This window comes from Helicobacter marmotae, assembly GCF_003364255.1.
In the GTDB taxonomy this organism is placed as follows: Bacteria; Campylobacterota; Campylobacteria; order Campylobacterales; family Helicobacteraceae; genus Helicobacter_C; species Helicobacter_C marmotae.
On record NZ_NXLR01000014.1, the window covers coordinates 1 to 18,535 of the forward strand.

At 36.4% G+C, this 18,535-nt stretch carries 14 protein-coding genes and 1 pseudogene; 12 read left to right on the forward strand and 3 right to left on the reverse strand.

The annotated features are described in order from the left end of the window. From CQA63_RS07110 to CQA63_RS07150, 9 genes and pseudogenes are all read left to right on the forward strand, one after another. Positions 1–1,015: DNA-methyltransferase (locus tag CQA63_RS07110; RefSeq protein WP_147288750.1), on the forward strand; the 1,015-nt coding region annotated here is incomplete at its 5' end. Continuing rightward, positions 1,005–2,987: a DUF1561 family protein gene (locus tag CQA63_RS07115; RefSeq protein WP_158655517.1), complete on the forward strand. Its 1,983-nt coding sequence runs from the start codon at positions 1,005–1,007 to the stop codon at positions 2,985–2,987. The genes CQA63_RS07110 and CQA63_RS07115, both read left to right, overlap by 11 nt. Before the next feature lie 33 nt (positions 2,988–3,020). Continuing rightward, positions 3,021–3,971 (forward strand): annotated as a pseudogene (locus tag CQA63_RS10240) (site-specific DNA-methyltransferase); the annotation flags it as partial. Positions 3,972–4,429: 458 nt separating this feature from the next. After that, positions 4,430–5,959 carry a site-specific DNA-methyltransferase gene (locus CQA63_RS07125; protein WP_233706665.1) on the forward strand — a complete coding sequence of 510 codons (1,530 nt, stop codon included), beginning with the start codon at positions 4,430–4,432 and terminating at the stop codon, positions 5,957–5,959. 10 nt (positions 5,960–5,969) lie between these two features. Beyond that, positions 5,970–7,736, forward strand: coding sequence for an ATP-binding protein (locus CQA63_RS07130; RefSeq protein WP_104700544.1), 1,767 nt, complete (start codon positions 5,970–5,972; stop codon positions 7,734–7,736). Next, positions 7,733–7,993: a virulence RhuM family protein gene (locus CQA63_RS07135; protein WP_233706666.1), complete on the forward strand. Its 261-nt coding sequence runs from the start codon at positions 7,733–7,735 to the stop codon at positions 7,991–7,993. The genes CQA63_RS07130 and CQA63_RS07135 overlap by 4 nt, the downstream gene beginning before the upstream one ends. 21 nt (positions 7,994–8,014) lie before the next feature. Then, on the forward strand, positions 8,015–9,022 hold the full coding sequence (locus CQA63_RS07140; protein WP_104700545.1) for a virulence RhuM family protein: 1,008 nt from the start codon (positions 8,015–8,017) through the stop codon (positions 9,020–9,022). Then, the gene (locus CQA63_RS07145) at positions 9,015–11,861 is read left to right on the forward strand and encodes a DEAD/DEAH box helicase family protein (protein ID WP_104700546.1); all 2,847 of its coding nucleotides are present in this window, start codon (positions 9,015–9,017) and stop codon (positions 11,859–11,861) included. Before CQA63_RS07140 ends, CQA63_RS07145 begins: the two co-directional genes overlap by 8 nt. A 56-nt stretch (positions 11,862–11,917) precedes the next feature. Next, entirely contained in the window at positions 11,918–13,048 is a 1,131-nt protein-coding gene (locus CQA63_RS07150; protein WP_104700547.1) for a DNA-methyltransferase, read from the forward strand. Between the two features lie 22 nt (positions 13,049–13,070). Here the strand turns inward: CQA63_RS07150 and bcp are convergent, their stop codons facing one another. The 3 genes from bcp to CQA63_RS07165 are packed head-to-tail and all read right to left on the reverse strand — an operon-like array spanning position 13,071 to position 15,298. Further along, entirely contained in the window at positions 13,071–13,532 is a 462-nt protein-coding gene (gene bcp, locus CQA63_RS07155) for a thioredoxin-dependent thiol peroxidase (protein ID WP_104700548.1), read from the reverse strand. 29 nt (positions 13,533–13,561) lie between these two features. Then, complete coding sequence (locus CQA63_RS07160) at positions 13,562–14,467, reverse strand: tetraacyldisaccharide 4'-kinase (RefSeq protein WP_104700549.1); 906 nt, start codon at positions 14,465–14,467, stop codon at positions 13,562–13,564. Positions 14,468–14,479: 12 nt separating this feature from the next. Next, positions 14,480–15,298: an NAD+ synthase gene (locus tag CQA63_RS07165; protein ID WP_104700550.1), complete on the reverse strand. Its 819-nt coding sequence runs from the start codon at positions 15,296–15,298 to the stop codon at positions 14,480–14,482. A gap of 215 nt (positions 15,299–15,513) precedes the next feature. Here CQA63_RS07165 and petA point away from each other — a divergent pair, with 215 nt between their 5' ends. Genes petA through CQA63_RS07180 form a run of 3 tightly spaced genes read left to right on the forward strand, consistent with a single transcriptional unit; the run spans position 15,514 to position 18,365 of the window. Then, entirely contained in the window at positions 15,514–16,023 is a 510-nt protein-coding gene (gene petA / locus CQA63_RS07170; RefSeq protein ID WP_104700551.1) for a ubiquinol-cytochrome c reductase iron-sulfur subunit, read from the forward strand. 9 nt (positions 16,024–16,032) lie between these two features. After that, entirely contained in the window at positions 16,033–17,262 is a 1,230-nt protein-coding gene (locus tag CQA63_RS07175) for a cytochrome b (protein WP_104700552.1), read from the forward strand. Further along, the gene (locus tag CQA63_RS07180; RefSeq protein ID WP_104700553.1) at positions 17,262–18,365 is read left to right on the forward strand and encodes a c-type cytochrome; all 1,104 of its coding nucleotides are present in this window, start codon (positions 17,262–17,264) and stop codon (positions 18,363–18,365) included. Before CQA63_RS07175 ends, CQA63_RS07180 begins: the two co-directional genes overlap by 1 nt. Positions 18,366–18,535: the final 170 nt, after the last annotated feature.

Below are 18,535 nucleotides of genomic sequence, written 5' to 3' on the forward strand. Positions count from 1 at the left end.
TTTGCAAAGACCAGAGGGGGGTAATTTTAGCGGTTGTGATGATGTGTGGGATAATGCCTTTTCTGATAATGCAGATTATGTGGCTTTCACTCAAGCTTGGCTTACTCAATGCAGGCGAATCTTAAAGCCCAATGGCAGCATTTGGGTGATTGGCTCGATGCAATGTATTTATAGCATTGGTGGGGTAATGCAAGAACTTGGCTTTTGGTTTATCAATGATGTGATTTGGCATAAAAGCAACCCCACACCTAATTTTCATGGCACAAGGCTTAATAATGCACATGAGAGTCTCATTTGGGCAACAAAAAATAAAAAATCCAAATACACTTTTAACTACAAAACAGCAAAAGAGCTCAATTCTGAAATTGTAGGTTTTGAAAAAGGGGAGCGTAAGCAGCTTGGTAGTGTGTGGAGATTACCTGTATGCAGTGGAAATGAACGACTAAAAGATTCTAATGGCAATAAATTGCATAATACCCAAAAGCCAGAATCTTTGCTCTATCGCATACTTGCTATTAGTTCTAAAATGGAAGATATTGTACTTGACCCTTTTGGTGGCACGATGACCACAGCCGCTATGGCAAAAAAATTGGGTAGGCATTACATCATGTTTGAACAAAATCCCCATTATATCGAATATGGCAAACAACGATTAGATTTAATGGGGTTTGAAGATAGTGCTATTACCAAAGCAGAGTTTGACAAAAAGCCACTAAAGGTTAGTTTAAACGAGATGATTGCAGCAGGTTTTTTGCGAGTTGGAGAGCAACTCTATCTTAAAAATACCCTCATTCAAGCCTATTTGACAAATGAGGGCAAGTTAGAGTTTGGGGGACAAATTTATGATATTCATACTCTTGCAGCACAACTTAAAAAAGCTAAAGCAGAGCGACTGAATGGTTTTGTGTATTGGGAAGCAAGTAGAGGAGATTCTAGAATCTTGCTTAATGACATACGAGAAGAATACCGCAGAAATGTCATTAACTTACAAGAAAAGGATAACTATGAAAGATAGAGATAAGCAAATACAATGCAAAAAAGCCACGCAAATCTTCAAAGTGGAACGCAACCAATTTATACAGCCCTCTTGCCTAAGCTTTTTCATTATATTTGTTCTTTTTGCTATGATGCCTGCTTTTGCTGCAGATTCTATATCTTCAATCGCACAAGTCCCACAAAAACTTGCTGATAAGCCAAAAGATAGACCTATTGCTTTTAAAAATGAACGCTCACAAATACAATGCCTCACCCCTATCTTTACCAAAGGTGAGGGTTATGTAAGTGTCACTGATTGCAAAAGGGCAGAAAATGCTCGTTATGATGTTTTTAGTCGTATAGCTTGGAAGCATAATGACACTTGGCTTTGCTTGAGTGGGGTTAATCAAACATATAAGGCTAAGGAACGATTGATTTTGCGCCCATGTGTGCTTAATGACAAAACTCAAAGCTTTATTGTAAAAGATAATGTGCTTTATAGCGCTGATTCTTCTTTTATGGTTGGGCTTATAGATGGTTTTTTAACCTTGCAAGAAAACCAAAATGCTCACACCAAAATACCTAACCTTGTCCTTTATGATATGCAAGAGTGGCTAAATACGATAGCAACACCTGCAAATCTTGCCCAAAGTGGATTCATTGCTTGGAGCTTTAATACCCCTCAAGGATTTGATTTATATTATTTGACAAACAATCAATCTATTAAAGATGAAGTTCAAGAGTTATATTTTAATCTTGAAAATGGCTATATAGCACAATACAACCCAGCTAATGCAGATATGCTTTGCCTTACTTCAAAACAAACTACACGGCAAAGTTGGAATTGGTCGAGTTGGCAAAAATGCGACTTTCACGCCCCTAAAAAAGATAATGATACAAAAGTATGGAATCTCTTTATGTTTGCAGACAATGATATAGCAATACTTCAAGACTATTTGGGGAATTTTTTGCGCGTAACAAAATATGGCGCAAATTGGGGTGTGCCTTATACCGCAAAAAAAGATTTTATCGCCAAAGATACAGGTGAGGGGCAGACATCATATTTTAGATTCAATTATGATATGCAAAACTGGGAACGTTTTAGAAATGCCAATCTTTCAGATTCCTTAACTCATTGCCCTGCAAAAGGAGATTCAGAAAAAGGCTCTTTATCCTCATCACCTCTTAGTTTGCCAAGTAGCTTTGTGCTAAATGAAGATTGGATAGGACGTTTATGGCAAATTGCCACAACGACTGATGGAGTGCTTGAACGTGCGGGAGATTGTGGTGTATGTTTGTTGCAGAGTTATCAAATGATTGCAGAATTAAATGAATACACATATAACCCGCTTGATGAAGGAGGCTTTTTCTTTGATACTACTTATGGAGTAAATCCTTTTACTTCTTTTCGTGCGCGCTACCCTATTTTAGCAAATGAGCTTAGTCAATATAGTGCTACAAATATCCCACGAGGATTATCACAAGCACAAACATTTGAATATGCCTTACAGATGTATCGCTCTATTGCCTTAAGCCTTTTCCCCGGACATTTTTGGCTTTCTTCAGAATTTGCTAGAACAGATATTACCATGAGGAGCACATTAAGAGATTTATTTTTTCAACCTGCAGGGACTTTGTGGGTGGTGCAAATGTATTTTGTTACTCCAGATGGCACACGCAATGGGCATGCTATGCCAGCTTTAAGGACAAGTGAAGGTGTGCAATTTATACCTACCAACATTAATAATATGAGTTATCAAACTTATGCACGAACACTAAGAAATTCGCTTGCACATGATATAAATGAAGCCCTCAACATTATTACTCCAAGGGGTACGCAGCTTTATATGCTTTATCATTTGCGTTTGCGTGAGATTTACCCTAATCCCATTGCTGCATTTGTATCAAATAATAATTGTAGTGGTGAAGGAGAAGGTAGGCGCGGCAGTGCTAGTATGCCTTTGAGTAGCTTTATCAATCAATGCGCAAGTGGTAGATGTGTGTTGCAATGATATGATAACCTAAATAAGATTGGAGCAAGAATCATGGATTACAAAAAGCGTTTTTATAGCAAGCTAGAAGAGTGCTACTTAGGGGTGAAGATAAAGGATTTTCACCAGAATAATACCGCCAAAAGTGGCTTTAGCAATCTTTTACACATCAAGGAGCAATATTTTGGGCATATTAAAGACTATTTAAAATCGCAAATAGAAAGTGAGCCACAATCACACGATATTTATAATAAGCTTTTTACCTTTTTTGATAGCTATCTTAGTGAGAGTGGTACGCCATTTTTCACCGATACGCCTATCTATAAAAATATCTATGCCAAAGTTTATAGCAATACCAAAGATACAAGTTTATTTTATAAAACCCAAAATCTCTATTATGTTAAATCTGATACGCTTTATCAAAGCTTGACTTTAAGTGATGATAGTGAAACTTATCAAGTCTATTTTGATGCGAAGCAATATCGCCAAAATGCAGATAATAGCAAAAGCAAACTACTTTTTAAACTACATTCTATCAATAGAAATGAGGGTGAACTCCCCACAATCACTATCAAAGTCTTAAGTCAAAAAGACTTATTCCCCGAGCTGAATAATGTCTTTAAACAAAATTCTAATGAATTTAGCGATGAGTTTTTAAAATCCCTTAAAGATGCTAAACTCAAAATCAACGAAGAAACTTTGAAAAAAATCTTTAGAAGTTATAAAAAGCAAAGTGAAATTGACTTTTTTATCCATAAAAATGCTAAAGCCTTTTTAGAGGAACAATTTAATTTATGGATGTTTAGCTATCTCTACAAAGATAGCGAGATACAAGAATGGAATCCAGATAAAATTGCTTATTTGCAAAGAATTAAAAATATCGCTTATGAAATCATTAGCCTTATCGCAGATTTTGAAAACGAGCTAAAGGCTATTTGGCTAAAGCCAAAGTTTGCTAAAAAAGTGGAATATGTTTTTAGCCTAGATATGTTGCTAAAGCATTCAGCTTTGAGCGGTGGCAATTCGTCTCTTGCGCAATCTTCGCAGGAGCTTGAAAAATCCTCAATCGATAGGCGCACAGCCTTATCTCAATCGGATTTTTCGGCGCAACCTGTAAATCTTACGCAAGATACTAGAATTGCAGGAAATGCAGAGAGAAGCCAAAAATCTTCACTAGATTCTTCTACACAAATAAGCCTTTTAGATTCTATCCTTAATGACAAAGGCTTTGAATCTCAAATCAAAGAATGGCAAGAATTAAAGCTAATTGATGAAGGATTTAAGAAAGAAGATCTATTGATAGGCGCTATTAATGGCGATTCTCCCGCGGGGGGGGGGGGGAAAGACTTCACATACAAGAGAAATATCGCTATCTTCCACTTGATACCAAACACTTCAGCCAAGAGAGTAAATATCAGATTCTAAGCAGTTTTGAGAATTTAGAATCTTTGCTTAATGGCGAATTGATAAAATCTGATAATTTTCAAGCCCTCAATACCCTTATGCCAAAATATCAAGGCAAGGTAGATTTAATCTATATTGACCCGCCTTACAATACAGGCAATGATGGCTTTATCTATGCAGATACTTTCAATCACGCCTCGTGGTTAAGTCTAATGAATAATCGCCTTGAATGTGCAAGAGAACTGCTTAATCTCAAGGGGAGTATGTTTATAAGCATTGATGACAAGGAACAAGCAAGGCTTAAGTTGCTGTGTGATGAGGTATTTGGGGAGGAGAATTTTGTAAGTAATGTGATATGGGAAAAGAAATATTCTCCCTCAAATGATTCAAAGTATTTAAGCGATAATCATGATTTTATTGTTTCTTATGCAAAAAATAAAGATTTATGGAAACCTATTTTATTACCAAGAACAGAAGAAATGAATGCGAGATATAGTAACCCCGACAATGATTCAAGAGGAGACTGGAAAGCGGGCGGTTTTTCTGTCAAAACATATAGCAAATCTTATGATTATCCTATTACTACACCAAGTGGAAAAGTTGTTTATCCGCCAAGAGGAAGCTGTTGGCAAACCTCAAAGGAAAATTATGAAAAATTATTGCAGGATAATAGAATTTATTTTGGAAAAAATAATGATTCAAAACCACAAATAAAACAATTTCTATCTGAAGTTCAACAAGGTGTAGTTTCAAAGACGCTTTGGCGTTATGATGAGGTTGGACATAATCAGATAGCCAAACAAGAGATAAAGGCAATGTTTCAAGATGAAATTTTTGATACCCCTAAACCCGAAAAACTTTTGCAAAGAATCTTAGAGATTGCGAGCAATGCAGCTACCCCTCCCCAACCCCTCCCGCAAGGGGAGGGGCTTCTCCCCTCTAAGATTCATTCCCCCTCCCCTGCGGAGGGGGCTAGGGGGTGGGTTTCTTCTGCTCAAAATGCTAGTTTGGTGCTTGATTTCTTTGCAGGCAGTGGCACGACCTTAGCAGTGGCACAAAAGCTCGGGCGTAAATGGATTGGTGTAGAAATGGGCGAGCATTTCTATAATGTCATCATTCCTCGCCTTAAAAAAGTCATTGCAGGATTCCAAAGTGGTATCTCTAAAGAATGCGATTATAAAGGTGGCGGAGCTTTTAGATATTATGAATTAGAATCTTATGAAGAAGCCCTCAATCATTGCGAATATATTTTGCAACCTTTGAGTGCTAATGCAGTAGAAAATAAAAGCGACTACAAGGGCAAAGACTATGCTAAAGCTAAAGCAATACTAGACTATCGCAAATCCCGCAAATTGATTGATAGGCTTAGCAAAGACCAAAGCGTATGCTTAGATATGCACACAGAATCGCGCAAAGATTTTGATATTTTCCATACTTTAGCTAACCTTATGGGGTGGAAAATCAAACGATTGTTTTTAGATTCTAAAGGCACAGAATCTTGCGAGTTTGACAATGGCGAGATTATCTCTTTAGATACTTTAGATTTACACAAATACCCCAAACTTAAAAATCTAATATGGTGGGAGTAGAAAGATGAGTATGAATGTAAATATAGAAGCAGTTGTAGAAGAATTAAAAAATATCAAAGTTGAAAATGTAATATTTGAAGCTATAATGAATGCAATACAAGCAAATGCGACTAATGTTGAGCTTAAAATTATAGCTTCTAGTCTAACTGAAAAAAATAAAACCCCCTATATAGATAACATAGAAATAATTGATAATGGCGATGGATTTAACGAGGAAAATCTGAAGTCTTTTGGAGAATATCGCAGTAATTATAAAAAATCATTTGGCTGTAAAGGCGTGGGAAGATTTATATATCTTAAGCTTTTTAGGAATGTCAAGATTGTGAGCAAGAACAAAGAGTTTGGTTTTACCTGTAATGGTATGACAGAACCCAAACAAACAGATTCTGGTGATAAAACGAGAGTGATTTTATCAAATCCAAAAGATAATTTTTCGGTTAATTTTTCTAAAATTAAAAATCAGATTATAGAACATTTTTTGGCTTACTTTAAAACAGAAAATAAAAATATTCAAATAAATATTTATAGAAATGATGAGCATGTAGATAGTGTCAAAAGTAATGAGATACCAAATTTTGAAAAGAAAGAATTTAAAATTAGGAGTTATTCTTTTGCTTTATCATATTTATTTGGAGAAAATGATTTTAAAAATGAGGGATTTTATGTTGCAAATAATAGAGTTGTGGTAAAAAATTCGGAGCTAGAACAAGATAGAAAATATGATTTACCAAGTGAAAAAGATTTAAAGATATTTTATATTTTAGAATCCGATTATTTTGATAACAATGTCAATGATGAAAGAAACGAGTTACAAATTTATCCTAAACAAAAAAATTCACTTGAATTTCAAGATTTAAGCTGGAGCGAGATATATAGTGAACTAGAAAATCAACTTAAAGTAATTTATAAAGAGCATAATTTTGATGTAGAAAATAGAATTAAAGAAAATAGAAAAAAATCAATTAAAGAATTGCCTTATCTTGGAGCATATTTTGAAAATAGAAATGAGTTAAATATAAATGACATGCTAAAAAATGCAGAGAGGGAATTTGGTGAAGATAAAGATTTTTTAAGAGATAATCGCAATAAGGCAAAAGAAAACTATGAAACTAAGTTAGCTAAAGTAACTCAAGCCGAATTAGCCGAGTATGTATTTGATAGAAATAAATTAATTCAACAATTAAAAGAATCTGTTGAAAAAGAAGATATAGAAGCTAAAGTTCACAATTTGTTCATGTCCAAAAAAACATCTGATAATAAGCAAGATTATAGGAGCAATAATGTTTGGTTATTTGATGATAGATTCATGTGTTATGATAAAATTTTTAGTGATATACAAATCAAGGATATATTTCCAGAGCTGCACAAAAACATAGAGAGACCGGATTTACTTAGTATTATTTCCAATACTTATGAAAAAGAAAAAATTACTGATATTTTGCTCATAGAATTTAAAAAGCCCGAAGAAAATAGAGATTACTTCCCAAAAGCAAATCGCCAGATTTTGAGTTACGCTTCTGCTATTAATGAGACATATTCACAAAAAAGCTTAAGAATTTGGGCATATGGTTTTTTAAAGTTTAATAACGACATCTTAAAAGACCTTATCAATGATGACTATAACCAAACATATACAAGTGCCAGTTTCCCCATTTGCTATAAATATAATAAGGCTAATAATATAATTGTTAATTTTATGGATTACAATTCTTTAATTTGTGATGCAGAAAATAGAAATCACCTATTTTTAGATATTTTGCGAGGAAAATATCTATGATAGTCAATGCAACTAATCTCCTCCTCTACACCACACAAGATAAGAAAGTTAAAGTCGAGCTTTATGAGCTTGGTGAGAGCGTGTATCTCAATCAAGATTCTATCGCCAAACTTTTTATCCTAAAGGGATTACATCTAAAGAAACTTCGTTTTGACACCTCGCGAGAAAATATCACAATGCATATTAGAAATATCCTTAAAGAGGGGGAAATGCGGGCAGATTCAGTTATTCGGGAAATCCGAACAACTGCCATTTAATTACAAGTGCAAGGATAGATAATGAAAAAGCAAGAGCCCACAACCAATCAAATGATTATTTATCAAGATTCTAGCAATGCTCCTGCTATTAGTATAAAACTAAAAAATGAAACGCTTTGGCTCACACAAAAGCAAATTGCAGAGCTTTTTGGAGTAAGTGTGCCAACAATTAATGAGCATATCAGGCATATTTTTAACGAAGAAGAATTGCGAAAAGAATCAACTATTCGGAAATTCCTAATAGTTCAAACTGAAGGGAATAGGGAGGTTACAAGAGAATTAGAGCATTACAATCTCGATATGATTATCTCTGTGGGCTATCGCGTTAATTCCAAAAGGGCGACACAATTTCGCCAATGGGCAAGCAGAATCTTAAAAGAATACCTTATTAAGGGTTTTGTGCTTGACGATGAGAGGCTAAAGGGTGAGAGAGAGGGATATTTTGATGAGTTATTAGAGCGACTTAGAGATATTCGCTCAAGTGAAGCGAGAATCTACGCTCAAGTCTTAAAAATCTATGCCACTGCAATTGATTATGATAAAAATTCTGCCATCACGCAAGAGTTATTCAAAACCATACAAAATAAATTACATTATTCAGCACATGGGCATACGGCAAGTGAGCTGATTTATCAAAGGGCAGATTCTAATAAGCCTAATATGGGGCTTACAAATTTTAAGGGCACTATACTAACAAAAAAAGAGAGTGAGATTGCAAAAAACTATCTCAAAGAAGATGAGCTAGAGGCTTTAAATAGAATCGTTAGTGCGTATTTTGAATTTGCAGAGCTTAGTGCGTTAAAACGTGAAACAAAAACAATGCAAGAGCATTTGGATAAACTCAATAGTTTTTTAGAGTTTAGCGGAAGAGCAGTTTTACAAAATGCGGGGAATATCTCGCACGAAAAAGCTATGCAAAAAGCACACAAAGAATACAATCTTTATAAACAAAAAACTAAAGAAGAAGTAGAAATCGCCTATGAGGACTTTCGCGCCAAGACTAAAGCATTGAGGGGTAAAGATGGCTAAAATAAAGCAAAACATAAATTCATCGCAAAAAGCAGTGATTTTAAAGGATATTATCACCCCAAAGATTCAAAATTATAAATCACTTTTTGAAAATCTTGATTTGAAGAGTTTTTCTTATGATATTACTTTGCAAGACTATCAAATAGCTGCACTTAAAAGCGCGATTACGACCTTAAAGCTTTATGCGAGTGATAGTGAAACATTATATCAAGGCTATTTAGATGCACAAAAGAAAATACCAAGAGAGACAATAAATACCGCGAGTTTTTGGATGGCAACGGGGAGTGGTAAAAGTATTGTGATGATAAAGCTTATCGCCCTTTTACAACATCTTTTTGTCCAAAAAGAACTTCCGCAAAAACCCATTATGCTTCTTGTGCCAAATGATAAGATTTTAGAGCAATTTAAAAATCATATCCGTGAGTATAATGCCCTTCAAAGCAAGAATATTGTTATCAAAGATTTGAAAGATTATGAAAGCATAACCTATGCTTCACTATTTGGTGAAAATATTGTTTTTATTGGACGCAGTGATTTGCTTGATACGCCCGAAAATGTGGGTAAAGACCCCAAAGCAAAGCGACTAAATTATAAAAACTTCTTTAATGAGCAGGGTTGGTATATCTTGCTTGATGAAGCCCATAAGGGCGATAGCAAAGATTCTGTGCGTAAAAGTTATATTAGGGCTATTGCAAAAGGAGTAGCCTCTTTAGAAGAACCCAAGGGCTTTATTTTTAATTTCTCTGCCACTTTTAGCGATAATTTTGATTTATTAACTTGTGCGTTTAACTATAATTTAGAGAAATTTAACCGCGAGGGCTATGGTAAAAATATCGCAGTTTTAGATTCTCATTTAAGATCTTTTAAAGATTCTTCAAACCAAGAGGAGCAAATCACAAGAATTTTAGAGCATTTTATTCTCCTCTGTGCGATTAAACAACATAAGCAAAAAGTCCTATCGCAATTTGAGTGTTTTACAGAATCTAAAAGCTACAAACTTCAATATCATAATCCCCTTATTATTGCAGTAGCTGATAAAGTAAATACCACAGATGCGGGGATAAAGCTGTATTTTGAAGCAATTTTAAGCATTCTTAAATGGGATAGAGATATTGCAGAAATCACTTCAAAACTTTATGAAAAGCTCCAAAACCAAATGCTATTTTTTGAAAGCATTAGCCTTGATGGGGCATTTTTAGAATGTATAAGGACAATTGATTCTAAAACTTTGAGAAAAGAAATTTTTTATGCGAATGAAACTTCAGCCATTGAAGCTTGTAAGATTAAGGGCAATGATAAAGAGCTTTGCTTTAAGAGTAAGAATGCGGACAAGCCCTTTTTGCTTTTAAACATTGGCGATATTAAAAAGTGGGAGAGGCAGTATTTGCTTGAGCTTGGCGTTGAAAGCGGGGAAGACATTGCAGGTGGATATTTTCAAGGCATTAATGAGGGCGATTCACCGATACAAATTATGATGGGAAGCAAGGTTTTTAGCGAGGGTTGGGATAGTAATCGTGTGAATTTGATTTGTTTTATCAATATTGGCAGCAAAAATGCTAAAAAGTATGTACTGCAAACCATTGGTAGAGGCGTGAGGATTGAACCTTTTAGGGGAGTGAGGAAAAGGCTGGAGAAATGCAAATGCGTGAATTATGAGATACGAGAAAGTTTGTGTAAAGGGAGTTTGGGTATAGAAACGCTTTTTATTATGGCGTCAAATAATGAGGCGATTAAAGGGATTTTAGAGGGATTAGAGGATTTTATGCAGACAAAACCTTTGAGTGGATTTGTCAAAAGTAAGACTTTTGAGCCTCTACTTGTGCCTAAATATAAAGATTGTGGCAGGGTATCAAAACGCTATAGAATTTCACAGCAAGATTTTGAGGGTTTGCAAGGCTATATAGATTCTTTTGATGAAGATGTGTTGTTATTGCACGAAAATATCCAAGCTAAAGATTTGGGATATTCTATACTTTTAAAAATAAGAGCAAAAAAGGAGATTGAAATCTTTGGAAATACAAAGACTTTAGAGGCAAAAAATGCCCTAAAAACGCTTCATTCATTTTTCCAATCTCCGAGTAAAATGTTTGAGAGGTTTGAGCCTTTGAGTGATGAAATTTGTCATTATCAGAAATTTAGCTCCACGCTTGATTTTGCGACTATCGATAAACTTAATGAAAAAATAAAAAATCTAGCAGAAAAATATTCAAAAGATGAAAACACTTTAAAAAGAGAGCTTGAAGAGAATAAAATTACCCTTGATGAATATACAGCATTAATTAAAGAAAGGATGGCTTGTAAGGATTTTATAGATTCTTATGAGCTGAATGCAGAGTTACAAGCGCATTATTATAAGCCTTTGGTGCTTGATGAAAAAGATAAAGGCGAGATTATCTATGCGATAAGAGAACAAAGCGAAATAGATTTTTTAAAAGATTTGCAAAAGTATATAGAAGATGAAGATAATGCCCTAAAAGAGTATCAATGGTGCTTTAGTCGGATTGTAGAAAATGTGGATTTGATTTATATTCCTTATTTTGATGAGGCATTGCAAGAAATGCGCAAATTCTATCCTGATTTTATTTTTTGGTTAAAACATAAAGAAAGCAAAGCTTATAAGATATGTTTTATCGATCCTAAGGGCTTAGAGCATGGGGCAAATTCTCTTTATAAGCTAGAGGGCTTTAAAAATATTTTCAAAGGATTATTAACATTTGAGGGTTTGGATATAAAGACATTCTTATTTTATTACAACAAACAAAATTACCCTATTACTATTAAAGGTATGGAAAATCATATTAAATCTAATATCTCAAGCATATTTAAAGCCCTAATGTAAAACCTTAGTCATAGCAAAAATGCTAAAATACTTCTAAATACACTAAAAGGGCTCAAGTGAGAGAAACAAACAAAGTTTTACCCCTTAATCAAATCTTGCAAGGCAATAGCTTAGAATTGCTTAAAAGCATACCAGATTCTAGTATCGATTTAGTCTTTGCCGACCCTCCTTATTTTATGCGTGTGGAGGGGAGTTTGCAAAGACCAGAGGGGGGTAATTTTAGCGGTTGTGATGATGTGTGGGATAATGCCTTTTCTGATAATGCAGATTATGTGGCTTTCACTCAAGCTTGGCTTGCTCAATGCAAGCGAATCTTAAAGCCCAATGGGAGCATTTGGGTGATTGGCTCGATGCAATGTATTTATAGCATTGGTGGGGTAATGCAAGAACTTGGCTTTTGGTTTATCAATGATGTGATTTGGCATAAAAGCAACCCCACACCTAATTTTCATGGCACAAGGCTTAACAATGCACATGAGAGTCTCATTTGGGCAACAAAAAATAAAAAATCCAAATACACTTTTAACTACAAGAGCGCAAAAGAGCTTAATACTGAAATTATGGGTTTTGAAAAAGGGGAGCGTAAGCAGCTTGGTAGTGTGTGGAGATTACCTGTATGCAGTGGAAATGAACGACTAAAAGATTCTAATGGCAATAAATTGCATAATACCCAAAAGCCAGAATCTTTGCTCTATCGCATACTTGCCATTAGCTCTAAGATTGGTGATATTGTGCTTGATCCTTTTGGTGGCACGATGACTACAGCCGCTATGGCAAAAAAATTAGGCAGAAACTACATTAGCTTTGAGCAAAATCCGCTTTATATTCATTATGGACAAAGGCGAGTAGATTCTATAATGTTTGAAGATACGCCTATTGCAAGGGCGGAGCTTGATAAAAAGCCTTTGAGGGTAAGTTTAAGTGAGATGATAGAAAAAGGATTCTTGCAAGCCGGAGAGGGGCTTTACCTTAAAAACACCGCTCTGCAAGCTGCTTTAACATCTGATGGGAAGCTAGACTTTGAAGGTAAGATGTATGATATACACACCCTTGCAGCACAGCTTAGAAAGGCTAAGGCGGAGCGATTAAATGGCTTTATGTGTTGGGAGGTAGTGCGCGGGGAGAAGCGAATCTTGCTTAATGATATACGAGAGCACTACAGAAGCTCTCATAAAGGAGCTAAATAAATTCTATTTATGACGTATGTCCTTATGTATCTAGGCTTTCAAGCACTTTTTGGGCGTGCCCTTGTGCGCGCACATTATAAAAGCTTTGAATAATATGCCCATTGGTATCTATCACAAATGTAGAGCGGATAATGCCTAAAACTTCCTTGCCATACATCATTTTTTTACCATAAGCACCATATGCACTTGCTACACTTTTATCACTATCGCTTAAAAGTAGCACTTTAAGGGATTGCTTATTGATGAAATTTTGATGACATGTGGGGCTATCTGGGCTTATGCCTACTACTATCGTGTTTTTAGATTCAAATGCTTCTAATAATGCGCTAAATTCTTGTGCTTCAGTCGTGCAGCCCGGGGTGTTATCTTTGGGGTAGAAATAGAGCACCACTCTTTTACTTAATAAATCCTGCAGGGCTATTTCTGTCCCATCGCTATTTTTAAGTTTAAAATTGGGTGCCTTATCGCCTTTTTGTAATGTCATTTTTACTCCTTAGGTAATAAAATATTTCATTATGCCTTAAAATTGTGGATATATGCCTTTATAGATTCTAAAATATGCTCCTCTAGCTTGAGATTTAATCTCATCACACTAAGCCTAAAGCCACTATCAAGGAGCTTGACTTCATCTTTACTTGTTACAAGCAGGCTTGTGGCATTGTATTTTTCTATCATATTTTGCAAGAATGTTTTATCAAATTGTGCGTGGTCTTGGAGTGTGATTTTCCCCACCACAGGAGGGAGGAACTCATCAAGCCTCGCAGGATTAGCAATGGCTGTTAAAAGCAGCATTCTTGGCGTGGGAGATTCTATATTTACTTCTCTTCTATAATCTCTGCCCTCATATACAAGCAAATCCGCCTCTTTATACGCACTAGGTATCTCGCGATACATTCCGCTTGGCAGGCAGAGGGGGAAATATGGCTTTAAAAGCGGAAAAAGGAGGATATTAAATTTAGCATAATTAAAGCGAAAACCATCATCTAAAAACACTATTTTTGCCCCCATTTCTTTAGCCTTTTGTATGGCTTGGGCTCTATTTTTACTGACAATCACACTAGCATTTTTTAGCTCTCTTGCAAGCAGGTAGGGCTCATCTCCCGCTTGGGCTTGTGAGCAGAGTATTTTGCCCCATTCACTCACTACTACAAGCCCTTTTGAAGCGCGTTTATAGCCCCTTGATACCACACACACTCTCTCAAAATGCCTTGCACTCTCAATAATAAAGGGTGTTTTGCCACTTCCGCCTACGATGAGATTCCCCACGCTGATAATGGGGATATGAAAATTATGGTATCTTGCGCATTTACGGCGGACTAAAGAGAGCATAGCATAGAGTAAGGAAATGGGCAAAAATGCTATGCTTAGTGCCTTTTGCCATAAATTTGGTCGATAAAAATAAGCATCAATCCATCGCATATTTCGCCTTATTTAAAGTATAAAATCGCCCTTAAAGATAAGAGGCATAGCGCGCTTAAAGGCATTATTCCATATCCGTGGGCTTAGCGATTCTATCATCTCTTCTGCAAATCCCTCTCTCTTTAATGCTTCTTTAATATGCGGTCGTATATGTACTTCTTGCTCTCCTCTAAGCCCCTCAAGCTTTACAAATGCGCGCAAAAAGTTATCAATCTCACTATAGCTATAGCCCAAATCTCCCTCATCGCTCTGATTTGCAAATAAATCCGCACTAGGCATTTTACGCACAATATTTTCAGGCACGCTAAGCTTTTGGGCAAGGGCAAAGATTTGTGTTTTATAGAGATTGCCTATAGGGTTTAATGCACAGGCTAAATCCCCAAAAATCGTTCCATAGCCTAAGAGAAGCTCACTTTTATTACTTGTGCCAAGCACAAGGGCATTTTGCGCACTTGCATAATCATAGAGTAATGCCATACGCATTCGCGCACAAAAGTTCCCCATAGCAAGCTTTTGAGCCATATCTTCCCTCTCTCTATAAGAATCCACATTTTGCATATATGCTGCTTGAAATGGCTGGAGTTTTATGATTTTATGCTCTAAGTCTAAAAGTGTGGCAAGTGTAAGGGCATCATCAAAATGGCTTTGAGCTGAACTCATGGAGGGCATAAGGAGTGTTTTTACATTATTTTTGCCTAATGCCAGAGTTGCCAAATACGCCACCACAGCAGAATCAACCCCTCCACTTAAGCCTAAAACTACCTTTTTAAATCCACGCAGAGCGCATTGCTCTTGTATAAAATGTGTGCAATCTTTGATAAAACTATCCATTGTTTTCCTTGAGTGATGACCCAAGCCTAAATTCAAGCTTAGAGCGATATTACAAAGCCACTTACACCTACGCAAATAATCGTTAAAACTAATGTCTCACATTATAACACACTCCCAAAGAAACAAAAGTTTTAAGCAAAAAATAAAAAATATTTAAGCCTTTTTTTCATAAGATAAGCGATTGTAAGATTCATAACACAAAGAAAGGAGAAAAGATGCAAGACACAAAAAGACGCGATTTCCTAGGAATAGCCCTAGGCGGTGCTGCCGCTGTAGGGGCACTCGCTTCTCTGTATGCGATGAAACGTTCTTGGGACCCATTGCCTAGCGTTGTTTCAGCTGGATTCACTACTTTTGATTTAAGCGCATTGCAAGAGGGTGTGCTTCAAACGGTAGAATGGAGGGGCAAGCCAGTATATATTCTTAAAAAGTTGCCCGGAAGTAAGAAAACAGAAGGGCGAGATTTTGAAATAGATGGAGCTATTTACACGGTGGGCATTCAAATTTGCACGCATTTAGGATGTATCCCTAGCTTTAATCAAACTTCTCAAGAATTTGCCTGCGCATGCCATGGTGGGCGATTTGATGATTCTGGTGTGAATGAAGCTGGCACGCCTCCGCCGCGCCCTATGGAAATCCCGCCTTTTAAGATTGATGGGACAAAAATGGTGCTTGGCGAAGAGGGGCAAGAATACAAAGCCTTGCTTGAAGCAAAAAAGGCATAAGGAGTTGATATGGAAGTGAAAAAAGCGGAAGGATTTGTAGATTGGCTAGACCAACGTCTTGCTATCAAAAAATTATTAGAAGTGATGATGACAAAATATTGGATTCCCAAAAACATCAACTTCTTATGGGCTATGGGTGTCGTGCTATTAACTTTATTTTCGTTGCTTGTGGTGTCTGGTTTCTTTCTTTTAATGTATTATAAACCTGATGTAAATTTAGCCTTTGATAGTGTGAATCATACGATTATGAGCGAGGTCGCATTTGGGTGGCTATGGCGCCATATCCATGCGGTGGCTGCAAGTATGATATTTCTTATTATCTATATCCATATGTTTGTCGCTATTTATTATGGCTCATTTAAAAAAGGGCGAGAAATGGTGTGGATTGGCGGTATGCTGATTTTTGTGCTTTTCTCTGCAGAGGCATTTAGTGGCTATATGCTTCCTTGGGGGCAAATGAGCTATTGGGCAGCAGCGGTTATTACCAATCTTTTTGGAGGCATTCCTCTTATAGGACCAGATGTGGTTGAATGGGTGCGCGGTAACTTTGTCGTGGCGGATTCTACCTTGACACGATTTTTTATGCTTCATGTATGCCTTTTGCCTATTGTCATTCTTGCAGTAATTGCACTTCATTTTTACACATTGAGAATGCCTCATGTCAATAATGAAGACGGAGAGCATATCGACTATGAGGCAGAGGCAAAAAAATACGAAGAAGGGAAGAAGAAAGAATCTAAAGTCATTCCCTTTTGGCCCGTGTTCCTCTCTAAAGATATTTTTGTTGTGTGCTTGTTTATGATAGGGTTTTTCTATTTGGTGTGCTTTCACTTTGACTTTGCTATGGATCCCATTAATTTTGACCCAGCGAATAATCTCAAAACACCTGCTCATATTTATCCTGAATGGTATTTCTTATGGAGCTATGAAGTATTGCGCGGATTTTTCTTCAGTGCGGATTTAGGCTTAATGGCTTTTGGTATCGCTCAAGTGGCATTTTTATTCTTACCTTGGCTTGATAGAAGCCCCACTATCGCTCCTGCTCATAAACGTCCGGGCTATCTTTTGTGGTTTTGCTTGTTGGTTGTAGATATGATTGTGCTTACAATTTTTGGCAAACTCCCACCGGAGGGAATCAACAATTTCATTGGTTTTGTAGCCTCTATTGGTTTCTTATTCCTCGTGTTTGTAGGATTACCCATTGTAACCATACTTGAAAACAAAAAAGGAGCACACTAATGAAAGAGATAAAAATTTTAGCAATTATTGTGATGATTGTGGGTGTGCTTTATTGGGGTGTAGAGCCTCTTGCTCATGCGACTTTCCACCCAGAGGTAGCAAAGGCAGATTTTGCCTTTAAAGATTTAGAAGATATTGATGTAAGCAAGGGCAATGCAGAACGTGGCAAAGAGCTAGTAGAAATTAATTGTGCCTCATGCCACTCATTAAAAGATGTTGGTATTGAGGGCGGAGAAATGGCAATGTTTTTCCGTGATAATAAAGAGGCTACCATCTTTACTCCTGATCTTTCTACAGCAGGGGCTATTTATGATGAAAAGTTCCTTGCTAATCTTATTTTAGATCCTGTGAATACACTTCATCTCGCCCATAAGTTCCCTAATGGCGACTTCCCAATGGTGCAATACTTTGGTGATGAAGACCCAAAACAAGAAGTTGCAGATATGGTAGCTTATCTTAAATCCATAGGTTCAGTTGCATTGAAAAAACAGGTTTTAGAATCTTCAGAATTTGTGAGTAAAAAGGAAGCTATTGAAAAAACAGACCTTTCCAGCGAGCAAAAGCAACATCAAATCGCCTCCCTTGAAGAAAAGCTTACCAATAAAGCGGTATTTCTCAATGCTTGCTCACGTTGCCACACCATGAAATACGATAATGTGGCTTCTCACACAACCCCTGAGAGCCTCAATGTATATCTTGGCTCAAGTGCGCCTGATTTATCAATGATGATACGCGCTAAGGGCAAACATTATTTAGAATATTTTATTAACGACCCTCAAAAAGTCTCATATAAATCTATACAAGATGCTATCATTCAAAAAGAGGGCTCACTCCCCCCAAATGATAAAAGAAGCGATTGGCAAAGCGAGCAAGATTATAGTAATCTTGCCAAAGAGCTTGGTGTAATGCCTGTAGGGCTTTCTATGCCAAGAGTAGGGCTCACCCAAGAAGCACAAGAGCAAGTCATAGCATATTTAGAGTCAATAGGAGATTCTAAAAAGGAAGAGAGAGAAACTTTGGGCATTTACATTATGATTTTCTTTGGTATTATGAGTGTGCTTGCATATCTTTGGAAGAGACGTATTTGGAGTGAAGTCCATTAATGCCCCATCCCCTTTATGGGGATTCTCCCTTTATTGCAATTTCCTTTTATTATTTTTTAAAGACTTCAGTTTTGTGCAATCCCATTTCACTTCACTTATGCTTTTTCCTTATTAAATCTATTATGCGTATTTTCTCATTTGGAGTCTTTGTGTCAAGGATACATGGGTAG